The sequence below is a fragment of the Streptomyces sp. NPDC086080 genome (genome assembly GCF_044540255.1).
Classification (GTDB): domain Bacteria; phylum Actinomycetota; class Actinomycetes; order Streptomycetales; family Streptomycetaceae; genus Streptomyces.
The window spans coordinates 41,017-65,320 of record NZ_JBITRU010000023.1 but is presented as its reverse complement, the minus strand read 5'-3'; the positions used below and the strand labels follow the sequence as shown (position 1 = coordinate 65,320).

The window sequence follows — 24,304 nt, the reverse complement described above, 5'->3', positions numbered from 1 at the left end:
TCCCAGTTGAATCATCAGTCCAGTCGAGAGGCCTTGCGCGGCATGTTCCATGAGGCACAGCTCAACGGGCGCTACCCACTCCTGTCCAAGCTCTCGGAGCCACTGAAGAAGGCCGAGCGCGACATCGTCGGCCGTGAGCACGAGACGATGCAGCTGCTGGCCTCGATGAGCCGCCCTGAGCTGTGCAATGCGCTTCTACTGGCCGAGGCCGGAACGGGAAAGACCGCATTGGTCCAGGCCACGATGCTCGTAGATCCGGATCGCCTCTACCTGGAGGTGGACCCGGCGCGCATGATCTCCGAGGCGGGCAACGCCGAGAACATGGCCGCGAAGCTCAAAAACTTCTTCGACGAGGCCGAGGACTTCGTCAAGGACGAGAAGCACGAACTGGTGCTCTTCATCGACGAGTTCCACCAGATCACCCAGCTCTCCAACGCCGCTGTCGAGGCGATCAAGCCCGTCCTCGCGGCTTCGGGAACCCGAGGCATCAGGATCATCGCGGCGACGACCTACGAGGAGTTCCACAAGCACATCGCGCCGAACCAGCCGCTCGTCGAGCGCCTGCAGCGCATCAACCTCAACCCGCCGGACCAGGCGACGACCATCAAGATCCTGCAGGGCATGGCCGAACGGTACGGGGTGGCCGACGAGTTCTACGACGACCACATCTTCCGGCAGATCTACGAGTACACCCAGCGCTACATGCCCGCCAGCGCCCAGCCGCGCAAGTCGATCCTCGTGCTCGACTCCATGGTCGGCTGGCATCGCCTGACGCACCGGCCGATGGACCGGGACCTGCTCTCGGACGTGCTCATGGAGTCCCTGAACGTGAACGTCGCATTCCGGGTCGACGGCGCGAAGATCAAGAAGCAGCTGGACGCCAAGGTGTTCAGCCAGGACTGGGCGACCGGCGCGGTGGCGCGTCGTCTGCAGCTGTCGGTGGCGGACCTCAACGACAAGGGAAAGCCGATGGCGAGCCTGCTGTTCACGGGCTCCACTGGTGTGGGGAAATTCTGCACCGACTCGACGCAGGTTCCTGTCTACTCGAGCGACGGCGAGACCACCTGGAAGCTGCACGGCGACCTGGTCCCGGGCGACAGAGTGTTCGGTCGTCAAGGTCGCCCGGTCGAGGTGCTCGGACACTTCCCGCAGGGCATGCAGGACGTCTACCGGGTCACGCTCTGGGACGGCCGGACTCTCGACGTCGGAGGACCGCACTTGTGGACGGTCTACACAGCCAAGCAGCGGTCGAAGAAGCATGCGGGCAAGGACGTCGCGCCGATGGTTACGAGCACGCAGGAAATGGTCGAGCGTGGCGTCGTGCGGACCTACCCCGGCGACTCTCGGGAGCATCTGAAGTTCTTCATCCCGGCGAACGGACCGGTGCACTGGCCGGAGCAGGACTTCGACGTCGACCCGTACGTCTTGGGCGTCCTCATCGGCAACGGGTGCCTCACTGAGACGCAGCTGACGCTCTCGTCTGACGGGGACGACGCCGACCACACCGTGTGGATGGTGGGCGAATGGCTGGGATCGGCACCGAAGTCGTACGGGCACAGCTACAGCTGGGTCTTCCCTGTCGGCGTTGGCCCGGTGGAGGACCGCCGCGATTCGCTGTACCAGACGAAGGACGTTCTTGCCTCGGTTCCCGATCTGATCGGTGCGCGCTCGGCGGAGCGCCGTATCCCGGAGAGGTACAAACACGGATCGGTACAGCAGCGGTGGGCGCTGGTGCAGGGCCTCTTCGACACCGACGGATCAATCGGCGGCTCGAACGACCGCTTCAACGTCTCGTACTCGACGTTCTCCAAAGGGCTCGCGGAGGACCTCAGGGAGGTGCTGTTCTCGCTCGGCGTCTCGAACACGATCAAATCGTCGACACGCACGAAGAAGGACGGGCGCGAACTGGCCGAGCACGGCGTGCACGTGAAGGTCGGCAACGAGGATAAGGCCCGGTTCTTCTCCCTCCCCCGCAAGCACGAGATCGCACGGCGGGCGGTCATCGAGACCTCGGGTCGTCAGCGCGTGAAGAAGTTCGACATGGTCGGCATCGCATCGATCGAGAAGCTGCCGGAGCAGCAGAGCTCGTCGTGCATCTACGTCAACGATGACGAGCATCTCTACCAGGCCGGCGACTTCGTGGTCACGCACAACACCGAGTTGACGAAGCAGCTGGCGCGACTGCTGTTCGGCGATGACCAGCGGCACCTCATCCGGTTCGACATGACGGAGTACGCCGAGGACTCGTCGTTCGCGGCGTTCCGTTCTGAGCTCACCAAGCGCGTGTGGGACCTCTCCCACGCGGTGCTGCTTTTCGACGAGGTCGAGAAGGCCTCGGCGATGGTGACACGCGTGCTGCTGCAGGTGCTCGACGACGGCCGGCTCAACGACGACAACAACCGCGTGGTGAGCTTCCTCAACACCTACATCGTGCTGACGACGAACGCCGGCTCGGAGATCTACAAGGACATCTCGCAGTACGCCGCCGACGACACCGGGTCGGGCAAGCATCTGATGGAGTACGAGAAGCTCATCCGCCGCTCGATCTCCTCGACGACGGGCGACAACCGGTTTCCGCCCGAGCTGCTGGGCCGTATCGACGCGATCGTGCCATTCCAGCCGCTGTCGCTGCCGACGCAGCAAAAGATCGTGCGGACGAAGCTGCGCCAGATGGTGCAGGAGGTGTTCGTCAAGCACAACGTGCGCATCGACGTCGACGCGAGGGTCCTGCAGTACCTCATCGAGGACAAGGGCGACACCGACTCCGATGCCGGCGGTGCGCGTGCGGCTGTGGCGAAGCTGACCGACGAGGTCACCACCGCGGTGGCGACCTTCCTCAACGAGCACCCCTCGGAACGACGGATCCGCATCGACGTCGTCGGTGACCTGGTCAGCGACGACAAGAACCTGCTGAGTTCCGACGCCTACGTCGAGGTCAGCGCGGTGCGATGAACCGGTCCGAGGACAGCGGGAACCAGTCGACTCATGAGTTGATATCCCATTCATGTCCCATGATTGCCCATCTAGATAGGAGGGCGATAGGATACTCATAAACCAGGTGAACTGTGTTTTATTAGCGGAGGGATCGCGCATCAATGGGCATTCTGGGTACGGCAACGGGAAGCCACCGGAAGGAGCGGAAGAAGAAGCCCGACGAGCTTCTGGCCTCCGTTGTGAGAGAGACGGCGATCCCGGCGGCGGTCGAGCTGCTGCGGTCGAACACGCAGTTCGTCTTTCCCAGCGGTACGGCCTGGGTGATGCTCGTGCTTGCAGCCGACTCGATCGGCGGCTTGAGCAAGCGGCACGGCCGGGACGAGGCGAAGGGTTCGATCATCGAGCTCATCAGCTCCGACCAGATCCGCACGGTGGCCACGGCGGAGATGCTCGAAGAGGAGGTCTTCGGCATCATCCCCACCGACGAGACTCTCGCGCGCATGGAGGAGTACTCCCTGCTCACCGGTGCCACCTACGCCTGGGCCGTCGTGTGGCAGAAGCCCAGCGGCGATCTGCTCGTCGATCTGGTGAACGATGCGACCTTCGCTCAGGCGCGCTTTGTCGCTGCAGGTACCACGAGCCTCGAAGAAGCCGTGGGCAAGAAGGCGTGGGAAGAGCACAGCGGCCTGGTCGCCGAGGCTGGAGTCACTGGCCCCGTCCCCGCCGTCCTCGGGGAGGACGAGGGGGATGCGATCTTCGACGAGATCCCCGGTGTCGAGGGGGCTGACGAGGGCCTGGACGACGAGCCGCTCTTCAGCGACGTCGTCGACGAGGATGAAAGGGCGGACGCACCCATGTTCGACGAGGACGCCGCAGGTATCGACGACGCGGGCACCGTCCCGGTCGAGTCGGAGCCGTACTACGACGGCGCCGAGGTGGCCGGCTACGAGGGCTTCGACGAGACCGACGCCGGCTACGGCGTCGAGGGTGACTACCAGGAGGCCGGCGACACTGTGCTGCTGACCGATCAGGCCCAGGTGCGCGATGTCATCGCCCGCCGGTTCCTCTCCGAGGAGCTGGACCTGGACGTCCGGCTCGATGAGTTCAACGCGACCTTCGCCATCGGCGCGCCGGTCGTGCAGATCGCTGTGCCCGAGGGCTCGACGGAGTGGCTCGGGGACCAGGTCGCCCAGCTCAACCGGCAGGCCAACGCAGACCTGATGCAGCTCCGTTCGGCGCACGAGGATGAGCTGCGTGCGCTCTACGTCAACCTCATGTCGGCGCACACCGAGCAGGTCATCCGCGATGTGGCCACCGACCGTGCGGGCTCCCGGTACAAGCTGCTGAAGGACGCCGCCGAGGCCGAGCACCAGCAGCGGCAGACGGAGAAGGATGAGAAGATCCGGGCCCGCCGGGCGGAGATCGCCAAGGACTACGAGTCGCAGGCCTCCAAGGTGGCCCAGCAGGCGGCGCTCTCGGCGGAACTGCAGTACAAGGAGCGCAACCGCTCGAAGATGGAGCGCGAGCAGATCGACTCCGTCGCCGAGATCGAGCGGGACATCGAGGACACCCACGCGCACAACCAGCAGGAGATCCTGCGGGTCCGGCGTTCGGACGCGACGCTGAAGATGCAGACCGGGCAGACGCGGATCTTCGAGGTGCTGGCCGAGCGGCAGTCGGAGTACCTGGCGGCAGAGGAAGAGCGCCTGAACCAGTGGAAGTCCGAGATCCAGCGGATCGTCGACGACAACCGCAAGGCCGACATCGCCCAGTCCGAGGCGCTGGCCGAGCACCTGCGGACCACGGACGAGATCGGCGTCCTGCGCCGGGAGCAGCAGGACCTCCTGGAGTCGGTGCGCTCTGAGCACGCCGACCGGATCCGCCGGATGCAGGACGAGCTCGAACGCAACCGCAAGGACGCCATCACGCAGATGACGGCTCGGGACGCCGAGTGGCAGCACAACCTCGACCTGGAGAAGGAGAAGACCAACTCCCAGGTGGCGCGGGTCACCGACCTGCTCCAGCAGCTGTCGACGGTCGAGGATTCAGTGGCCAAGCGGTACGAGGCGCGCCTGGCGGAGATGCAGACCGACAAGGAGTCCTACGCCAACGAGCTGGCGCGGGCCTCCGAGATGCAGAGCCGCTCGAACAAGATCCTCGTCGTCATGATCATCACGCTCTCGCTCCTGATGGGCGCGGCCGGCTTCATCGTCGGGGTGGTCTTGACCCGTTGAGCGATCCAGTCATGGCCGACGGGGTGATCTGACGGCGCATGGGGCGCGTTCCCCATGCGCCTTCGTCGTCTGCGCAGGCAGGCGCACTGGACAGCAGGACAGCAGAACGAGCGAGGCCCGGGAGTAAGGGATCATGATGGCCACGAACAGGCGGAAGGCGGCACGGCCGAAGGCGAGCAGCTGGGACAAGATCTCGGCACGGACGCCCGGCGAGACGCTGACGAACCGAGACGTCTACGACAACCAGCAGCTGGACCGCAGCACGTTCCTGACCCTGAGGTCGACCAGACCGGGCATCGTCGTCGCGGTGATGACCGGCGCGCTGGTGACGATCGTCGCCTGGGTCTTCTACTCGCTCATCGCCGCGGCGGTGCTCTCGGCGGGCGCGTCCGTGGGTTCGGGCGTGCCCGGCAGCAGCACCGGCAAGCCGAGCGCGTACTACGTCCAGGACACCACGACGGGTGCGGGCGGCTCGGTCGTGAAGTGTTACCGGCCCCTGACCAAGGACGGCAACCCGGACGTGAAGGCAAAGTGTTACCCCAGCGCTGAGGCTGTTCCGGTCCCCAGCTGGTACACCGCGGCGAAGGACGGCAAGCCCAGCGCCGAGAAGCCGGCTGAGCCCGAGAAGAGCGCGACGACGGTCGGCGAGCAGCTGGCCGACGCCTCGGGATTCAAGCTCTTCATCACGCTCGGCTCGGGTCTGATGGTCGCCCTCATCATCGGCACGTGGTTCTCGCGGAAGGTCGCCGCGGCGAACCTGATGAACACCACGAGCGACATCAACCAGTACCAGAACGACCAGCACATCGCCCTGCCGGAAGAGATCCAGCAGAACTACGACTGGTTCCCCGACGCCGGTGCTCACTCGAGCGTGCAGGTCAGCTCGATGCTCAGCCACATGATGCTCAAGAAGAAGGGCCTGGGCACCGTCGAGGTCGCCCAGCGCGCCAAGAAGGACGTCATCGACGAGGAGGGGAACCTCGTCTACTACGCCGGCGAGGTCATCGACGACGACGAGGGCAATCCGCTGACGCAGACCCTGCCGATCATCGACGAAGACTTCGGTGACGAGCTGTTCGAGGCATCCGGGCTCCCCGATGACAAGACCCTGCGTCAGAAGTACGACACGACGCGGATCCCCTACAACCCTGACGGCAAGAACCGGGACAAGCTCGGCTTCGGGTCGGACACGTACAAGACCGTCGCTGACCTGATCAAGGAGGACTGGACGTTCCCGGCATACGAGGTCCAGCGCCCGGCCGGGGCGTACGTGGTCGATACCGCGCCGGTGAACACCATGGTGCTGGCCATCACCCGAGCTGGTAAGGGCCAGACGTACATCGAGCCGGTCATCGACATGTGGTCGCGGGAGAAGAAGCCCTCAAACATGGTCATCAACGACCCCAAGGGCGAGTTGCTGGTGAAGAACTACGTGCCCCTGGTCACACGCGGGTTCGAGCCGGTGCAGTTCAATCTGATCAACTCCATGAAGACCGACATCTACAACCCCCTGGGGCTGGCGGCCGACGCGGCGCGTGAGGGCAACTTCACCAAGTGCGCGCTGTACGTGGAGAACATCGCCGGGATCTTCTTTCCGCTCGACGGCGGCGAGGACCCGGTCTGGCCCAATGCCGCCAACAACGCCTTCAAGCGCGCGGCCTACGGACTCATCGACTTCTACCTGGAGGAGGAGCGGGAACTGCGCAGCGCCGCAGCCGTGCTGAATATGGACCCGGCGCTGCTGGAGCAGAAGCTCGATGACCTCTGGGGCAAGGTCACGCTCTACAACTGCTACCAGCTCTTCGTGCAGATGAGCTCGAAGAAGATCAAGAACCCTGAGGCCAAGCTGGAGAAGCGGGTCAAGGCCGGCGAGTTCGAGAACAACGAGGACGCCCTGGCCGAGGAGCAGGAGAAGGCGGCGGCCCAGGCCTTCATGTGGGAGGGCAAGGCCGATCAGGACATGCTCAGCCTGTACTTCAACGCGAGCGAGGAGCTGCCCCGGAACAACATGCGCACGCTGGTGGGCAACGCCCACAACGCGCTGCGCTCGATGGCCGGGGCGGAGAAAATGCTGGCCTCGGTGTACGGCATCGCGATCACCGCCATGTCGTTCTTCACCGACCCCACGATCTCGACGCTGACCTCGGGCAAGCCCTCGCAGAACACCGACCTGGCCGGCCTGAGCTTCCCGCGTCGCCTCGGCGTGCGCTTCGCGCCGAACTACGTCAAGCGCGACCACCTCGTCGGACAGCAGGCCGTGTGGTCGGCCTACGCGGACCCGATGTTCACCGAGAACCTCGGTGAGGACTTCGAGCACGAGGAGATCGTCGGCCGCGAGGGCTGGGCCCGGTACAACTTCAAGGGCAAGTTCCCTGGCGACGAAGCCTGGCTCAAGCTGGAGCTGGTCAACCCCCAGACGAAGATGCTGGTGCGGACCTTCTACTTCAGCTTCACGAAGAACTACCAGGTCTCGCTCAACGGCCGGCACTACGTGGTCGAGCCGGTGACGGGCAAGAAGATCGTGAAGAACGGCGTGATGCGTGAGCTGAAGCCGGTGCGTGAGGGTGGCACCCGGGACGGGAAGATCCTGTCTTTCCAGGCCGGGGACACGCTCTACCCGGACACGCGACTCGACTTCTCCGGCGGCGGCAACCCGGAGAAGGTCTCGTATCAGGCACGGGCGATCACGCAGACGCTGTCGCGCTACTCGGAGTCCCCCAAGGCGCTGTTCCTGGTGACTCCGCCTCACCTGATGAAGTACGCGAAGCTGATCCTGATCTTGGTCAAGCAGCTGTTCGACGTGAGCGCCGACCAGGCGTACATGACGAAGTCGAACCAGAAGCCGCTCTACCGCACGCGGTTCATGCTCGACGAGCTCGGCAACCTGCAGTCGGAGGGCAAGGGCATCGACGGCTTCGAGACGATGCTCTCCATCGGCCTGGGCCAGGAACAGCAGTTCACGCTCATCCTGCAGACCCTGCAGCAGCTGCGCGACGTCTACGGCGAGAGCGTCGACAAGATCGTGCAGGGCAACACCTCGAACATCGTCTTCCTCAAGTCCACGGACGATTCGATGATCGAGACGCTGGAGAAGATGAGCGGCAAGACGCACCGGTCGTACCGGGACAGCAAGCAGATCAGCCAGGATCTCGACAAGGTCATCGGCGGCAAGACCGAGGGCCGGGTCTCCTACACGATGAACACCAAGGAGGAGCCGCTGATCAGCTACAACGACATGGCCTTCCTCTCGCCGCGCAACTCGATCGTCTTCCGGGCCGGCGACGCGCCGATCTGGAACCGCAACCAGACGATCCTGCCGATGTCGTTCCGGCTGCTGGGGAACACGATCAAGCACCCGGGGCACACGTACTCGCTGCAGACGATCCCGACCCTGTCCAGTGCCATGGACTTCGACGTGCGGATGAACCAGCCGGACTTCGTGAAGATGCTGGAGAAGCGCATGCGGCAGGCGGTCAAGGCCGCGGACGCGAAGGCGCAGTACAAGGAGATCTACGGCTACCAGGAGGTCGACATCGAGCGCCTGGACCCGGATGTCTACGCCGACGAGGTCATGGAGGTCATCACGACGATGACCACGGTCGACGAGGGCCAGGACCCCAACGCTCCGGTGGTCGTCGACCCCGACGCGTACGAGGGGATGAGCATGTTCGACGAGGACCAGTTCATCGAGAACGTCGAGGTCGGGGTTGCGGTCGCCGAGAGCCAGACGGTCAGCGCCGAGCGGCAGCGTCTGCTCTACGCCGAGGGGACGATCAGCAAGGAGATGCTGGTCAACCCCGACGGCTCGGCGAAGGTCAAGAGCCTGGACATCGAGATCGGTGAGGCCTACAAGTCGGCGCAGACCGAGTTGGAACAGGATCGCGAGCACTTCTCGGTCGGCGGCGACGGCGATCTGCGCAGCGCCGATGGGTCTCAGACGTACATCAGCCAGATCCGCTCGGACGCGTACGCCAAGGCGGCCCGCCGGATCAACGGCCATGTGAACGACGAGGACTCGCGGGTGTTCGCCGGGGAGGACGTCACCGAGGAGGACCTGAAGTCGCTGGCGACGGTGAAGGTCCACGCGGCCTTCTACCAGTACCTGGCCTCACTGCCCAGCTGGGAGGTGCTGGCCGACGGCCGGTTCGACCGGGCCATGGCCATCGAGATGAACGCGAAGTAGCTGGCGGCCACTTGGGGGCCAGCCAAGGATCACGACCAGTGCCGAGGTCGTCTCTCGACTAAGGGAGACCACCTCGGCACTGGCCTTTCCGGATAGCTTCTCACCTCCTTTCGATAAGCGGGGTAGGCTCTATACATACTTATGTAACCCCGAGCGTCCACAGGAGGCTGATTGGCTATGAAGAAGGCACATGGACTGCGCAGGTACTTCTACGAGTACGTCTACTACAAGGCAGTCGAGCAGGCCCGGGAGCAGACCGGACAGGTCATTCCGATCTCCCAGGCCAAGGTGATCCGCGCCCGGGTCGATGAGATCCTGGGCCAGCGGGGCACCGCGCTGGCCGACCCGCGGCTGGGCGTCACGGACTGCCTCTCCGCCATCGACCAGGCATTCGGCGAGCGGGTGTCCGACTACGAGCCGCAGTTCGGTGACCATTCCCCGCAGAACGAGCGCTACCAGCAGTCGCAGCGGGAGTTCACCCGTGCCACCGGCGTCGGCGCCCAGGTCGACCCGAAGTCGGCCCGGCTGCCGATCAGCCCCTACGACCCCGGCTGGTCCGAACGCGCGACCGTGAAGCGCGCCGGGACCGCGCTGGTGTACCTGCCGGACGAGACGATCGGACGCGTGGCCGGCGGCGAGGTGGAGACCCTGGCCGATCCCCGGCGCGGGAACATGGTGCTCTGGCGTATCGACGATGAAGGCAAGCCTTTCGAGGCCGGCCGAGCGATGACGAACGATGACGCCGCTGGGCTCACCGCGCTGATGGACAAGATGAGCCAGCAGGAGTACGATCAGGTCCGCAAGTGGGTCATCGACGGCGGCCGGGATCCCCAGACGAAGCGTGTCGACCGCAACCGCTTCATGTCCCAGCGCGCCGTGGCACGCTCGGCAGCACTGCTCGAAGAGCTGAAGGCCCAGGGCGTGTCCTACGAGGTGATGCGCGACCGCGAACCTGGGCAGATCAAGGCGAAGATCGCCGGGACCGGCATGGAGATCCGTCTCACCGACACGCGCCAGGAGGAGTACGCCGGAGCCCGGATCTATGACAACGGCACCGTGCTGCGCTACTCGACGAACTACCGGGTCCCCGGCGGCATGGCGGTCTACTCCCCCTCGCCGGCGGAGGCCGTATCGCTGCTGCGCTTCGCCCAGGGCCATCGCATCGAGCGCACGGATCTTCCGGGGCGCGCCGCCGGCGAGACCGGCACGACGCACCAGGAGCGGGGCCGTGGCCGCACGGTGGTGGATGTGCCCGACAGCTACCACGTCGACCGGGAGTCGATGTTCGTGGTCGGCGACTACGTGGCCCCCGGCGAAGCCGGTCCCCGGCCCGGGTCGAAGGTGATGCTGCGCCGGGACGCGAAGAACCGCTCCCTGCCGGCCTTCTTCGTCGATGCCGAGCCCGCTGAGGCCTACGCGAAGGCCGCCGTCGAGAGCGCGCGGGAGAATCTGCAGGCAGCTCTTGGCGTCGAAGACCTGATCGCTCGCGCTGAGGCCGAGCTGGAGCGAACGGGCGGAGATCTGGATGTGATCGAGCCGCCGGATTACTCGGCTGACTCTGAGGTCGCTGCGATCCAGCGCTCCTACTGGGACGTGCTCACCGGCGCGCACAGTGATCTGCTGCGCCCGGGTGCGACCGAGGAGATGTACCAGGAGCGACTGGATGAGATCGGCGAGTTGCAGGCCGAGGAGGTGCCCGAGATGGGCAACCTCGTCTACGGCGGCACCGCCGTCGAGAAGGTCCGGCAGCACGCCGAGGACGTCCCCTTCGAGCTCATCGGGACCTGGGAGGCGGAGCCTCACGACGTCGACGGCGAGTGGGTCGATCAGCGCTTCAACCCGGACCGGGTGGCGCGGTACATGACCAGCCCCACCGGGCAGTGGTCGAACCTCGACAACCTCGCCTCGGCGCTGCGTCGTTGCGGGATCTCCCCCGACGAGATGATGGGCTCGACCTTCCAGACGACCCGGTTCAAGGACCGGCTCGTCCGCTTCAACGCCGAGCGCTCCGTGCCGATCGCAGATCACGAATCTGCGTTCATGCGGCGCATCGGGGCCACCGTGCGCGAGAGCATCGAGCGCAACGCGGCGACGGTCTCCGAGATCCGGGTCGACGAGCAGGGCGTCATCCGCTGGAGCGGCGAGAAGCTGCGCCGTGACGGCAAGGGGACTCCGATCTCGGGTGAGATCGGCCAGGTCTTCGATGTCGGCGAGTACGGCGAGATCACCACCGCCTTCGCCAGCGGGGAGAACTCTCTGGTCGTGCCGGGCTACGAGGCCACGATCACGGCCCAGACTCCGGGCGAGGCTCCGACCTCGGTCGAGGAACGCACGCGCCTGCGCGGCTACGAGCAGCTCATGCACGAGCGCATCCAGTACCAGATCGCCGGCGACCTCATCGCCGGGCGCAGCGAGACCGGCGAGCCCTCCTCGCTCAACACGGTCTACTCGCAGCTGTACGGCACGAAGCATCCGATCGACTTCATCGAGCGCGCCACCACGTACCAGCTCGACGAGTCCACCGGCGAGATCAAGGAGCACCTTGACGAGTGGACGGCCGCGATCCTGCAGACCGAGGCGCGCCGTGTGCGCTACTCCAACGAGATCAAGGCCGGCTCGACGATCTACGCCGAGTACCGGGCCCAGCGCGACCGGACTGACCCGGCTGACGACAACCGCTTCGACGCCTGGCGGCTCACCGGCGGGCGGAACATGACGGTGCTCACCGGCAAGGACCGGAACAACGTTGCTGCGCCCAGCGGCTACTTCGATCCGGTGATGACCGGAGGCGCGACCAACCAGGGCATCGTGCGGTACCTGACCACTCAGGCTCAGGTCGACGCCGACGGCCGGATTGTGCCGGGCGACGAGAGCGTGGCCGGGCAGCGTGCGCCGCTCATGGCTCTCCCCGAGCTCGAGACGCTGCGGTACGACCCGTTCGACCGCCAGCAGATGACGGCCTCGACGATCATGCAGTCTTCTGAGGTCACCGCGCCGGCGAAGACGGCGCTGATGACCTTCGGCGGCTGGACGGCTGATGACCCGATCGTGGTGTCTAAGGAGTTCGCCGAGCGCCACCGCATCCGCGGGGCCGGCGGCCAGGAGCGCGATCTCGTCGTGGGCGACAAGATCTCGGATCTGCACGGCAACAAGGGCGTGATCTCGCTGATCGTCGACCGGGACATGCCGCTGCAGGACGCGCAGGAGCAGGATGTTGTCGAAGAGGTCAACTGGTTCCGGGCCAACCCTGGCCTGGACGTGGTGATGAGCCCGTTCAGCCTGATCTCCCGGCGCAACGCGGGCTCGGCGCGCGAGCTGATGAGCGGGAACGTCTCCGACCTGCGCTCCCCCAACGGAGAACTGCGGCCGAGTGCCCTGGGCGAGATGCGCTTCGTGGTCACCCACATGGCCGTCGACGAGAAGACGAAGATCTACGACGACGAGCAGGTGCGTGCCGGCAAGGGCCGTAAGGCCTCCTCGCAGCTGGCCTGGGCGCTGCAGTCTCAGGACTGCCCGGCGATCATGCGCGAGTTCTACGGCCACAACAGCGGGGCCGAGTCGAACCTGCGCGAGTACCTGCTGGTGACCGGCATGGACATGGAGGCCGACGGCACGCTGCGGGTGATCGGCCAGGCCGAGGGCCTCGACGAGCGCCCCGAGCGCCGGTTCATCCCGATGCCCGAGCTGCTGCGCACTCAGCCGCGCAAGGCGGGCCAGCTCCCGGGACTGAACACCACGGCGATGCGCAAGTCCTTCGGCGGTCTCATCGGCGACCGCGGCGGCGACATGGAGATCCCGTTCCCGCTCACGTATCCGACCGGCGAACAGACCGAGACGGTGAGCGCGAGCTCGTGGAAGCTGCCGGTGATGTCCTCGCATCTGCGCAGTGGCCAGGAGTTCGAGGACGGGTCCTCCGTCACGCACGACTACACCCGCAGCTACCAGGACGTCTTCGTCGAGGCCTGCCGCTACCGCTACATGGCCGAGCAGCTGGACAGCCAGGGTCTGTCCGCGGAGAAGCGCGCCGAGGTGCGTCGCGGCATGAGCGACTCGGTCTCGCGCGCTCAGCGCGCCTTCGAGGCGATCACGACCGACGTGCAGAACCGGGTACTCACGGGCAAGAACAACATCTTCAAGAACGGGCTGATGGCCTCGCGGCTGACCGACTCGGCGACGATGGTGTGGACCGCGGACCCGCGGCTGGACGTCGACAAGGTTGCGCTCAGCTCGGTCAAGGCCGAGCAGCTGGGGCTGGCCGAGGGCGACCACGCGCTGGTGTGGCGTGATCCGGTGCTCCGTGACGCCGGCGTGCGTTACATGCGGGTAGCGATCGACGACCGGCTCACCGGTGCCGCGATCAACCCAGTGATGGACGCCTGCTTCGACGGCGACTTCGACGGCGACGCGGTCGCCGTGGTGAAGCTGCACAGCGAGGCCGCCAAGGCGGAAGCCCTGGCGAAGCTCTCGGTGTCGGCCAACCTGCTGGACACCGGCGTGGTCAAGAGCGACGGCTCGCACCCGCTGGCCATGCAGGTCTCGCTGGACACTCAGGTCGCGCTCTCCAAGAACGCCGGACTGGCCGAGGAACTGGAGAGCTCGCGGAGCGAGGCGAACCGGCTCCGGCTGCAAGCGCTCACGGGCGCAAGGTCGCCTGAGGACATCAAGCTCGGCCAGCAGGTCGTGACGGAGGAGCTGAGCGCGCTGTACCGCCAGGCGCAGCGTGGCGAGTTCGGCGCGGCACTGACGTTCTCGGACCGCGAAGCGCACCTGCAGAGCGTGCGCGAGGTCTGTGTCGAGACCGGTGCCAAGGGCAGCGAGAAGAAGCTCGCCGACTACGCCCGGAACCTGGGCGATGCGCAGGGCACGCCCGGTATCACGCAGGCCGACCAGGAAGCCTCGATGTTCGCCACGGCGATCAAGGCCCACGGCACCGGCTTGGGCGGCTCGTTCAGCCAGCGCGCCGTGCGCGCGCTGCGCGGCGAAGACCTCAAGGCCGTCCTGGAGGTCACCTACCCGGTGACTCAGTCGATCCTGCAGGCCAAGCATGACGCCGCCGAGGCCCGGCACAAGTACGCAATGCTCCAGGGCCCCGGCCGCGAGCTCTGGAGGGGCCGCAGCATTGAACACGTCGGCCCCGGTCAGTGGCGCACGGCGTTCCTCGACGGTGAGCCGGTCCAGGCCACGGCCGAGGAGTGGGAGAAGCAATTCATCGAGTTCTACGAGTCCAAGGAGGGCTTCGGTGTCACGGTCAACCCGGACTACGTGGCCCGTGTGGCCAGTGCGCTGGAGGACCCGAAGACCGGGCTCATCCGCAACCTCGAAGAGGACCCGTTGCTGGCCGGCACTGTGATGGACCGGATGGCCTACGGCGGTGGCTTCGAGGCGCTCGTGCAGGCGGCCAAGAACCGCGAGAGCGTCTACGACGGCGAGAAGAACGAGCAGTTCGCGTCCTCGGGGCCCCGGAAGACCCGGGCGGAGATGTCCCGGCAGCTCGATCAGCTGGGCTCCGTTGAAGCGCACAGCTCGGACAGCGCTGCAATTGCCGTCGATGACTCGGTGGTCAAGCGCGACGTGATCTCTCAGGACGCGGGGACCTCCCGCACCCCCCGCACCCGCGGCTCGCATCGCCGCTCTGCGCATGCCGTGGGCGTGGGCGCGTCGCGCCCGGTCTACACGCCGAGCATCGAGATCGATCAGCCGCAGGGCAACGACGACGACTACGGGATGGGGGACTGAGATGGCACCGCACAAGGAATTGGGAACGGGCCCTGCGGGCCGCCGGCGCGCGACCAAGGGGCTTCCGGTGGACGACGATCGGCAGCAGGCCGACGAGCCTCAGGACAACGCGTACGCCTACCGGGACTCGCGCTCAGACGAGCCGATCGACGCCGAGGTGATCGACGAGCCGGGGCCGGAGGACGACGGCTCGCGCGCCTGGCGCGAGCGGCTCCGGGACCGCGCCCGCGGGTTCTTCGGTGAGAAGACCCGGGAGCGGATGGCCGACCGCGAGCGCGTGCACCGGATCGACGTCGACCGGGCCGAGGACGAGACTGAGGGCCTGCACCAGCGCGAGCAGCTACTCAAGCTCCGGGCGGAGACGCGGCTGGCCGGCGAGAAGTACATGGCCTCGCTGCGGGACTCGAAGCTGCTGGTGCCCGGCTTCAACGACGAGGAGCGGACGCAGGAGCTCGACGTCATGCACCACGTCTACATGCAGATGATGATGCAGTCGTGTCTCAAGCCGCTCTCGCGCGGACTGAACGCCAACTCGATCATCCAGGCCGCCGGCATGGTGATGACGATGCGGATGCTTGCCCCGGACTTCAAGAAGGAGATGGACAGCTACCTCCAGCCCCTCAAGGACAAGATCCAGGAGCGCATCGACACCAGGGCCCGCGGCATGGTCGCCTCCGCTGAGAACGGCATCGCGCACCGGCAGAGGATCTTCAAGGACGTGCCGAGCGACGCCCGGCGCAAGCGCCTCATCGGCAGCACCGATCCGCGTGACCACCTGACGAAGAAGTGGCGCAAGCGCTTCGACGCCATGCAGCACCGTGAGCGCGGCCACCGGGAGATGTTCACTCCGGACTCGGCGGCCATGACCGAGGTCGCGCTCATGGAGAACGCCTTCTGGAAGATGCGTGAGCCGGGCGCGGACGCCGGCCTGATCCGCGACAGCTACCGGGCGATGCGCAAGCGGCTGCACGAGCAGATGAGTGAAGACGGCCTGGAGCGCCAGGAGGTCGTCCAGCGCGCGCGGATGATCATCGGCGAGCGGATGGAGTACGAGCCCGAGCTGCGCACGATGTTCAACGGCGTGGCCCACGGCCGGATCGTCAAGGCTCCCGCTCACGAGGAGCGGATCGCGGGCTCGGACAGAGTCCGCACGGTCTGGAGTGGGGAGTTCGACGACCAGCTGGGCCAGCGTCTGCCCGAGGACGGGATGTTCACGCTGCGCCGGCCCATGGACGCGGACGCCCACCAGGTCCAGCTCGCCGAGACGATGAAGACCTCGATGCTCGACGCGCTGGGCCGCGGCGACCAAGAGGGCTACGGGGGCAACATGCTGGGCTACCTGGTCGGCTTCGCGGCGCAGAAGCAGGGTCTGGACACCAGCGAGCTGCCCGACATGCTCCAGCACCGCCTGGACCAGTCCGAGGTGATGATCGCGAGCATGGACATCGACGGCTTGCCGCCCGAGGAGCAGCAGCGGGTCTACTCCAACGCCTACGTCGACGCGATGGAGGCGGTGAACGAGAAGTACCCGGATCTCGAGGCCGAGCTGAAGCGGAGCCTCGGGGAGAACTGGCAGCAGACGCTGCAGACGGCGGTCGACGACCCGGGTGCCTTCTTCGAGGAGCAGCGGCTCAAGCCGCGGTCGCGCCCTACGGGCCCGTCGTCCGAGCGGGAGGCCGGCCCGCAGAACGAGAGCTCGAACGCTGAGGCCGATACCGAGGACTACCAGCCCGCCTGAAGGCGATCCGAGAACACGAACAAGGAGCAGGAGGAAGGGCCATGAGCCAGGAACAGAATGAGGGACAGCAAGTCAGGTTCGGATCGCGTTTCGCGCGGATGTTCGGCTACGTCACGCCGGAGGACCGGAGCCGATGGGAGCAGCAGCGGGCCCAGAACAAGCCGAACGTCAGCGCGATCAAGCAGGGCACGAAGTCATTGCTGGGCTCAATGATGGAGTTCGGGGAGCGCAACATCGGCGCGAAGCTCGACGCGGCCCACCGTGTGGCGGCGCAGCAGCGGTTCGAGGAGTCACACGACAAGATCGTGAACCAGCGCCGCGATCCGAACACGCGGAACATCATCGAGTCGGTCGACTACGAGCCCAAGGACGACCGGGAGGAGATCGAACCAGATCTGGAGCTTTAGTCGAATGGGTCATGACAAGCGTGGCGAGTGGCACTCCATAAGCCCGGCGCTCCTTCTAGACTCATGACTGTCTTCGATAGACTGGTTTCTGAGTGAAACCGCGGCTTGAAGGACGACAGGACAGGGTGTAGGCATGGAGACGACGACAAATCCGCGTGTCAGTAAGCGCGAGTTCATCTCTCGGGTCGCGACTCGCAGCGAGTTGCCGGTCCGAGTGGTGAACAAGGTGTACGAGTCGCTGCTCAGTGAACTCACGGGCGCGGTCAGCTGTGGGGAGACGGTCGTGCTCACGAGCTTCGGCCGCTTCTACCGACAGGATCACAAGGGCCACAAGGTGCGCTTCGGTAAGAGCGACGTCGACGACTACGTGGTGCTGAAGTTCTCCGCGTCGAGCAGCTTCAACCGCCGACTCGGGGGCAACGAGGATGAGATCTCACCGGAGACCTACGGGATGATCGAGGATGCCGACGAGTTCGAGGACGTCATTGAGGAACGTGAGCTACGGGCCGCATCGTAGGCGACGAGGAGCCAGCAGAAAAAAGAACCCCCGCGATGCACAAGCATCACGGGGGTTCTTTCGTGGCGGGACGAGCCCAACTGAGAGGCTTAGTTGTCGGCGATTGCGAAGATCACAATGAGCACGATGACCGGGACGAAGAGCACGCCAGCCCCGGCGAGAAGGTGCTCCCACCCCAGCGGCAAGTTGATCCAGTCCGTGAAGTCGTTCCACAGGCCGGCGACGGTGTCTGCGATCGAGACGAAGAAGCCGGTGACCCATCCGATGATGACTGCCAGGCTGACGCCGCCGATCAGGCTGAGGGCGATGATGAGGCGGGCGCTCTTGAACATGGTGCCCCGCCCTACTTCCGGTCCTCGAAGAGCAGGTAGTACAGCCCGATGTGCGGAATGACGAGGGCCGCCAGTGCGATCCAGGCCCGACCTGGGGCCTCGCGTAGGCCAGCACGGGGGCGAGCACCTCAGTGCGGAAGATGACGTGGAAGATTCCGTAGGCCATGCCGAGGGTGATCGCCAGTCCGATGCCGCGCCGTACGAAGAGGGCGGAACGAGGATCGATCCACCGGCGGCGTCCCGCGGTTGTGCTGGACTGGGGATCGGCATCCACAGCTGCCGCCTGGGTCACTGGCTCGTAGTCGTACATCGTCACCATCTCACTCTTATCAAATCACCATTACTTCCATTCTGCGAGAAGTCATCAATGATGAACAGAATAGCGGATTACAGGTCACTCAAACTGGAGGCCAGGCTCATCCGCGGATGGCGTATAGAAGTTGCTGATCGAGCGCCGTCGGGGTCGTGAGGGACTCGCGATCGGCTCGCGCTGCGCGGCCAGCTCGGCGAGAGTGAAGCCCACAGGGCGGCCGAGGCGCTGGCCGGCCATGTAATAGGCCTGACCGTTCGCGCGTTCACCCAGGGCGATGACCTCGCGGGTGACGGGCTCGCCCGGGCGCTGGGGCGCCCGCTCCCGCCAGACGATCCGGTGCGAGGGCTTCGCGCTTGGGTCCGCGCCGACGTAGGTGGTCTGGCAATCAGAGAGGTCGGGATAACTGGGCATGCACTCCAGCGGGTGCGTGCCCGGCGCGCCCTGCTTGATCCGGCCCAGCCGGTTGAGAGCGACGCGCAGGAGCCGGTCCTCCGGTCCATGAGGGTGCATCACTGCGGCGTCATGGAGCGTCTGGAGGTCCTGCTTGAGACCGGCGGTCGGCAGAAGACGGATGGGAGGCTGACGCTCACTCATCACGCTTCTCCTGCTGGGCAGCACGATGCTCATCGGCCCACTGCTGACCGAGCGGGCCGAGGCTCTTGGCGAGCTCTTCGATGGTCATGCCCGCCTCGTCGGAGGCGTCGGACTCCTGGATGCGGCGGGAGAGCTCAGCCTGGAAAGCAGCCTCAGTGTGGGCGTAGGCCGCGTGGTCGTACTTCATGAGGCGCACGAACGCGGCGAAGGGGATGATCGCGGCCTCGGGCTTGTTGTCGTCCCCGAAGATCAGCGGCGTGATCTCGCCGCGGCGATAGAGGTTCAGCATCGTGGCAAGGTCCTCGCGCCTGAGCTGGTCGGTCGGGACGACATTGACGGAGAACTTCGGGAGCTCGGCGTCGGGAGTGCCGTTGTCGTGAGCGTTGCTGTTGTGAGTCATAGCTTCAGCCTAATCAGTCGGGAATAGCTTGTCATCGACTCGCATACGACGGCTCTCGCCTAGTCGATAAGGGCGTCGAATGGTGGATCGCTCCGTCTCTGAGAGGTGGGACGGGCAAGACAAAGAGGAGACCCGTGCTCCAGCCCCGCACGGTGCGGAGCCGGGGCACGGGCCCTGACGGATGGACGGTCGCGACTTCAGAAGTTCCCCTCGTCGACCTGCAGGCAGACGATGCCGAGCGAGCGCCACAGGGCCACCACGCGGTCACGGTCGTCCAGGAAGTGGGCAGGCCCGATCCGGGGAGCACACCGTGAAGCGACGGCCGCCAAGCCCCGCAAGCTGGGTCTCGGGGGCAGAGCGGGAGTGGGCATGCCGACGGCCCACCCCGGGCGGGCGGGCCGTTGATGGTGAGGGTGCGAGCGGTGGGCAGGCGGCTCCCGGATCTCACAGAAGGCCCCGCACAGTCTTGGGTGGACCGTCAGACGCTGGTGGGCTGCGGTGAGGGGGTGTTCGCGACCGCTTCGGCGGGGTCGATAACGAGGTGGTCCATCCGGAGCCCTACCGGACATCTGTCTCAGAGGTCAGCGACGGATCGCGATCCGGCCCCCAGGAGACGGTGGCCTCCAGCCGCTGGACCGTCTCCCCGATACGTGGGCGGGTATCGTCCCGCGGCAGCCGGGGGAGCCGTTCCCCTGGAGGAAGCCTGGTATTAGAGCGACAACGCAGAGGTCGGCCCCGAGAAATCGCAGATCAACGCAGTGTTCAACGCCGGCTCCGTCGTCCTCGGGTCCCAAAACGGCGAGTCATTCTGGCTGCTGCTGACCACTGGACCCTGCCGGGGCGAGGTCTGGATAGTCACGGAAGATGCCGCCCTCCCAGCGCACGGTGAGGCCGTAATGGGCTTCGCAGAGTGGGTGCGGCGCTGGCACACCGGCGGTCCCTGGTGGTACTTGGATCTTGTCCCGCCCAACTGAAGCCATGAGGGGCGCCCCGCCCCCATCCCGTTACCCCGGCCACGACCAGTGCGCTCGAACCCGTCCGAGATGAGCCATCTTTCCGGGCCACAGCACCCCGGCACTATCGACGTCGACGAGCTCACCGACACGACTGCCGGCGTCCCAGGAGTGGTCGCCTTCGACGGCATGCACGTCTTCGTCCTGGTCAGCGGCAGAGAACGAGGGCGGCAGTGTTCTGCAATTGCGCGTGGCGTACCAGCCTGCCGCCCGTGTGCGTTGCGCCGGCCCTGAAGATGCCTACAGGGAAGCCGGAGTGGTCGAGGGCAGGGCGAGGAAGGCACGGGCGGGCGGGGGAAGGAAGCCCGGTGTCTGGGCGAGGTCCCATTGGCAGCCTGCCTGTACCCGATCGAGCTCGGCGAATGTTTCGCGCTGCAGCAGCAGGAGCAGAGCCGACAGAGCGGTCCTGGTGGCCTTTTCGTGCCGGGTGCGTAGCTCCTCCAGGAGGTAGAGCCCGGCCGGCATCTGCCTGCTGATCCACCACTCCGTGGTGGCGTCGCCGGGCGCCCGTGCGGCAAGTTCTGCTTCCGTTCGCGCACACAGGTCCAGCGCCCAGGAGCGCACACCCTGGGCGGCTTGCCAGGCGGCGGTGAGGTCCTCCGGCGAGGATGTCTCCGCCAGCGTGCGGAGGACACTGCGGACGTCGCCGGACGGCATCGTCAGGCTGTCGTCAGGGCCCAGGACGGGGGAGTGCGGAACGTCGCGCACCGTGGTCTCCACCAGGGACGCGATCGGATTCACGTCCAGGCCGGGTGCCATCCCACGCAGCAGCGCGCCGACGAGCGGCAGGGGCGCACTGCCCGTGAGCAAGGCGTCGGCGGCGAACAACGTGGCGCCCTGCGGCGTCAGTCGCTCGTCGTTCAAGTGCTCGTCAAACGGGACAAGTTCCTTAGGTGGCCAGGGGACACCGGCAGACTCGAAGAACGCGGCGATCTGCTCGTCCACCCGGTGTGCCCGCGCGGGCACCATGATCACAGCCTGGCCGCCGCGACCGATGTAGGAGTCGACGGCGTCCAGCCTCTCATCGACGTCCTGCCCCGGGGCGGTGCCCGGAAGGCGGATGGCGTTCACGGCGGTCCGGAAGGCGGCCCGGACGGTTGGCTCCGGCACCGGCAGGCCCTCTCCGAACAGGGCCAGCGCCACGTCCGCCGGCCGCTTCCCTCTCCCGGCCAGCCGGGCGAGACCGAGCACCAAAGCGAAGCCGGCGGCCGCCGGCTGCGAAGTACTGCCCCGACCGCGACCGAGCCCTCCACCATGCGCGTTCGCCGGGAGCAGCCCGTGGCGCCTCCATCCGGACAACTGCTTGCCCGTCACCGTGAAGCCGTGCTCACGGGCATGCTCGATGAGCTGTTGGTCCGCCCGGCTGGGCACCTTCGTGGTGTTCACCCTGCGACCGTACCGGCGCCGATTCACAGTGGTCGGCGGTTCTTGGAGACCCCCCACCTTCGCCCGGTCGCCGTGCTACCGGTCCGCTGCAATGGGCGAAGAGCCGGCCCACCCGAACCAGGCTGGGCCGCGACCCGAGACGAAGGAGACGGATTCACCCATGACCAGGAACGCCGAACACCGTGAGCTGCGAACCCTTGTGCTCCTGCTGGCCACGGCGGTGGGCCTGCTCACCACCGCAGGGGTCGTCTGCTTGACGTTCGCCTATCCGAGACTGGCCGAACCCCTTGCCGTGGGCGCTGCTGTCCTGACCTGTCTGGCGGGCCTCGTGCGGTTGGTGGTCAAAGAGGCCGGGCGGCAGCGCTGACTGTGCCCGCTGCCGTCCGCCGTTGCCGCCACCTCGCCTCGCGCTCATGCCCGAGGGCCACATCGCCGTTGGACGTGGGTTTCGCGTGCTGGTAGGAAACGGACCGGAGCGTCTGGGAAGCACCCGGCAGGAAAGGGGAACCATGCCGAACGGGGTAGCCAACGGGAGCACCCCGGCTGACATGACAACGGCCCCCGAGTTCGTCGGTGTCGTTGACCTCGCCCACCCGGTCTCCCCTGCGGAGCAAGCGCTCTTGGACTGGCTGGAGTCGAACCTCGCTGTGGAGGCCCAGCTGAATCACGACGGCACCGCAGAGTGGAAGCATCGGTCGATGTACGAGCTCGTCGCTGCGTACGGCCGCTGGTTCACCCCTGCCGCCCTCCCGACCGAGGTCCGGGCGCTCCCGGAGCGGCAATGCTTCGTCAACGCGGCGGAGACAGAGCGGGAGCACCCGGACCTGGCCTACATCGAGGGCCTCGCGCTCGGGGACGGCAGCCCTCTACCAACGCTCCATGCCTGGTGCGCGGACAGGGACGGCCAGGTGATCGATCCCACATGGTCGAAACTCGGAGGAAGTGCGTACCTGGGAATAGCCCTGCCCCCAGCCCTGAGGCCGCTAGGGTCTCGGTACTGGGGTGTCCTGGAGGCACCCAATTCCCTGTACTCGCTGCTGCGCAGCGGCCTGTGAGCCGCCTCCCCCGCACCTGGCCGCGCCCCGGACGCCAGCCGTCTCCGTCCGATGATCCGCCGGCCAGGCCCACCGCCCTCCGCCGCCGTCCTGCCCTCGCCGCCTGCGCCCATCTCCGGCCCGCCGCCTCGCCTCCCCGAGTCCCCGCTTCGGCCCGGCCCTCCGCCACGGCCGCCCGCCCACGCCGGGGCGTCAGGAGGCGGACGTGGACTCCGCGGCCGCGGGCGGCGACATCAGGTCCCCCAGGAGCGACCGGAGGCCCTCGACGGTGCCGCAAAACTCGGCGAGGAACTGCACCTGCGCCGCGGCCCCCTGGTTGTTCACGCTGCTCGCCCGCACGTCCGCCGCACCGTGGACCTCCTCGTACGCGTCGTCATCGCTCAGCTCCGGGTGCGCGCCGCCGTTGTACTCGTCGGCCCCGTCCTCGTTGGCCGCGTCGTACACGGCCTCGTCCAGGTCGCCCTCCCCGATGCCGAACTCGGCCACCAGGGCTTCCGCGTCCTCCTCGGAGATGACCGGGGGCGGCTCCTCCTCGGCCGGGGGCGTCACATCCACACGGAGAGCGCGTCGCGTCGCCGTGCGCCGGCTCTCAACCCGCCACACCGTCCAACCGGCCCCGCGGAACGCCCCGGCGACGTCGTCGAGGGCCGCGTTACGGGCGTCCCGCACCGCGCGGGTCTGCCGGGCAGTCAGGTTCCGCTCGTCGTGCGCTCCGTCGACGTACCAGGAGACTTCCAGCGTCCGCCCGGCCCCGGGCCAGATGAACGCGCCCTGCGGCCCCTGGGGGCTGTGCCACTCCCGGTACAGCATCCGGCGCGCGGGGAACGTCGCCACCGGCACTTCGGCCGCCCGTAGCACCTCCAGCGCGGCGACCACTGCCGGCTCCTGTGCATTCTCGGGCAGGCTGCCCACCGCGTCCGGCTCCACTCCGCTGTTCGGCTTCTCCGTCACAGGGGACGTCGTATTACGCATCAAGTAGTCCTCTCTTTAACAGAATGACGGCGACTCGTGCCCGTCGCCGTTCGATGGTCCGGTGCTAGGAAGCGGCCCCTGCGTCACAAGGGGGCCGCTCTCGGCGGATTGATCAGGGCGTCCGGAAGTGACGAAGGGTGCACCCTTCGCGCCGCTGACTGTGCGTGAACCTTGCCACCTCAGCCAGCTCCGCGAAGTCGTCCCACTCGATCTCGTAGAAGGTCAAGGACCGAGTGGTCATGCGCGCGAGTGTTCCCACCGGCAGTGGGGCTGTGCCCGTGGGCGAACAGGGACATCCTGTCGCCGATGACGCGCTCCCAGGAGTCTGCGTGGCGCCCTCGAGGCCGTTCAGCCGCTGACTGATGATCATGCGCTTCACGCGTTGCCCAGGGGCACCGCAGCATCCAGAGGTCGGCATAGGTGAGGACGGGCCTGCGCGGGTGGCCAGCGCGGCGTCCCGATGGCCATGAGTGCGTTCATGACTGGTGTG

16 protein-coding genes are annotated in these 24,304 nt (G+C 66.7%); 9 read left to right on the top strand and 7 right to left on the bottom strand.

The window, feature by feature from the left end; all coding sequences use genetic code 11:
* Nucleotides 1-42: 42 nt before the first annotated feature.
* The 7 genes from ACIF9R_RS25005 to ACIF9R_RS24975 all read left to right on the top strand — a co-directional run bounded on the left by ACIF9R_RS25005 (nt 43) and on the right by ACIF9R_RS24975 (nt 17,749).
* Nucleotides 43-2,952, top strand: a complete 2,910-nt coding sequence (locus ACIF9R_RS25005) for an AAA family ATPase (protein WP_399984122.1) — start codon at nt 43-45, stop codon at nt 2,950-2,952.
* 143 nt (nt 2,953-3,095) lie between these two features.
* Complete coding sequence (locus ACIF9R_RS25000) at nt 3,096-5,168, top strand: hypothetical protein (RefSeq protein WP_399984119.1); 2,073 nt, start codon at nt 3,096-3,098, stop codon at nt 5,166-5,168.
* Between the two features lie 133 nt (nt 5,169-5,301).
* A complete protein-coding gene (locus ACIF9R_RS24995) occupies nt 5,302-9,351 on the top strand; it encodes a type IV secretory system conjugative DNA transfer family protein (protein WP_399984116.1) in 4,050 nt (1,349 codons plus the stop codon).
* Between the two features lie 177 nt (nt 9,352-9,528).
* Entirely contained in the window at nt 9,529-15,087 is a 5,559-nt protein-coding gene (locus ACIF9R_RS24990; RefSeq protein ID WP_399984113.1) for a hypothetical protein, read from the top strand.
* Nucleotides 15,088-15,154: 67 nt separating this feature from the next.
* Nucleotides 15,155-16,825, top strand: coding sequence for a hypothetical protein (locus ACIF9R_RS24985; RefSeq protein WP_399984110.1), 1,671 nt, complete (start codon nt 15,155-15,157; stop codon nt 16,823-16,825).
* A 41-nt stretch (nt 16,826-16,866) separates the two neighbouring features.
* Nucleotides 16,867-17,232 carry a hypothetical protein gene (locus ACIF9R_RS24980; RefSeq protein ID WP_399984107.1) on the top strand — a complete coding sequence of 122 codons (366 nt, stop codon included), beginning with the start codon at nt 16,867-16,869 and terminating at the stop codon, nt 17,230-17,232.
* A 133-nt stretch (nt 17,233-17,365) separates the two neighbouring features.
* Nucleotides 17,366-17,749, top strand: coding sequence for an HU family DNA-binding protein (locus tag ACIF9R_RS24975; RefSeq protein ID WP_399984104.1), 384 nt, complete (start codon nt 17,366-17,368; stop codon nt 17,747-17,749).
* An 89-nt stretch (nt 17,750-17,838) separates the two neighbouring features.
* Here ACIF9R_RS24975 and ACIF9R_RS24970 read toward each other — a convergent pair whose 3' ends face one another.
* The 5 genes from ACIF9R_RS24970 to ACIF9R_RS24950 all read right to left on the bottom strand — a co-directional run bounded on the left by ACIF9R_RS24970 (nt 17,839) and on the right by ACIF9R_RS24950 (nt 21,787).
* Complete coding sequence (locus tag ACIF9R_RS24970; RefSeq protein ID WP_399984102.1) at nt 17,839-18,081, bottom strand: hypothetical protein; 243 nt, start codon at nt 18,079-18,081, stop codon at nt 17,839-17,841.
* A gap of 394 nt (nt 18,082-18,475) precedes the next feature.
* Entirely contained in the window at nt 18,476-18,988 is a 513-nt protein-coding gene (locus ACIF9R_RS24965) for a hypothetical protein (RefSeq protein ID WP_399984099.1), read from the bottom strand.
* Nucleotides 18,981-19,388: a hypothetical protein gene (locus ACIF9R_RS24960; protein ID WP_399984097.1), complete on the bottom strand. Its 408-nt coding sequence runs from the start codon at nt 19,386-19,388 to the stop codon at nt 18,981-18,983. Before ACIF9R_RS24960 ends, ACIF9R_RS24965 begins: the two co-directional genes overlap by 8 nt.
* 197 nt (nt 19,389-19,585) lie before the next feature.
* On the bottom strand, nt 19,586-19,717 hold the full coding sequence (locus ACIF9R_RS24955; protein WP_399984094.1) for a hypothetical protein: 132 nt from the start codon (nt 19,715-19,717) through the stop codon (nt 19,586-19,588).
* Nucleotides 19,718-20,641: 924 nt separating this feature from the next.
* The gene (locus ACIF9R_RS24950) at nt 20,642-21,787 is read right to left on the bottom strand and encodes a hypothetical protein (RefSeq protein ID WP_399984091.1); all 1,146 of its coding nucleotides are present in this window, start codon (nt 21,785-21,787) and stop codon (nt 20,642-20,644) included.
* A gap of 160 nt (nt 21,788-21,947) precedes the next feature.
* On the opposite strand from ACIF9R_RS24950, the gene ACIF9R_RS24945 reads away from it, so the two are divergent.
* Nucleotides 21,948-22,154: a hypothetical protein gene (locus ACIF9R_RS24945; protein WP_399984088.1), complete on the top strand. Its 207-nt coding sequence runs from the start codon at nt 21,948-21,950 to the stop codon at nt 22,152-22,154.
* A 181-nt stretch (nt 22,155-22,335) separates the two neighbouring features.
* On the top strand, nt 22,336-22,842 hold the full coding sequence (locus ACIF9R_RS24940; RefSeq protein WP_399984085.1) for a hypothetical protein: 507 nt from the start codon (nt 22,336-22,338) through the stop codon (nt 22,840-22,842).
* Between the two features lie 192 nt (nt 22,843-23,034).
* On the opposite strand, the gene ACIF9R_RS24935 is transcribed toward ACIF9R_RS24940, so the two are convergent.
* Together ACIF9R_RS24935 and ACIF9R_RS24930 are read right to left on the bottom strand one after the other, a co-directional pair.
* A complete protein-coding gene (locus ACIF9R_RS24935) occupies nt 23,035-23,793 on the bottom strand; it encodes a hypothetical protein (RefSeq protein ID WP_399984083.1) in 759 nt (252 codons plus the stop codon).
* Nucleotides 23,794-23,926: 133 nt separating this feature from the next.
* Complete coding sequence (locus ACIF9R_RS24930; protein WP_399984080.1) at nt 23,927-24,055, bottom strand: hypothetical protein; 129 nt, start codon at nt 24,053-24,055, stop codon at nt 23,927-23,929.
* Between the last annotated feature and the right edge of the window lie 249 nt (nt 24,056-24,304).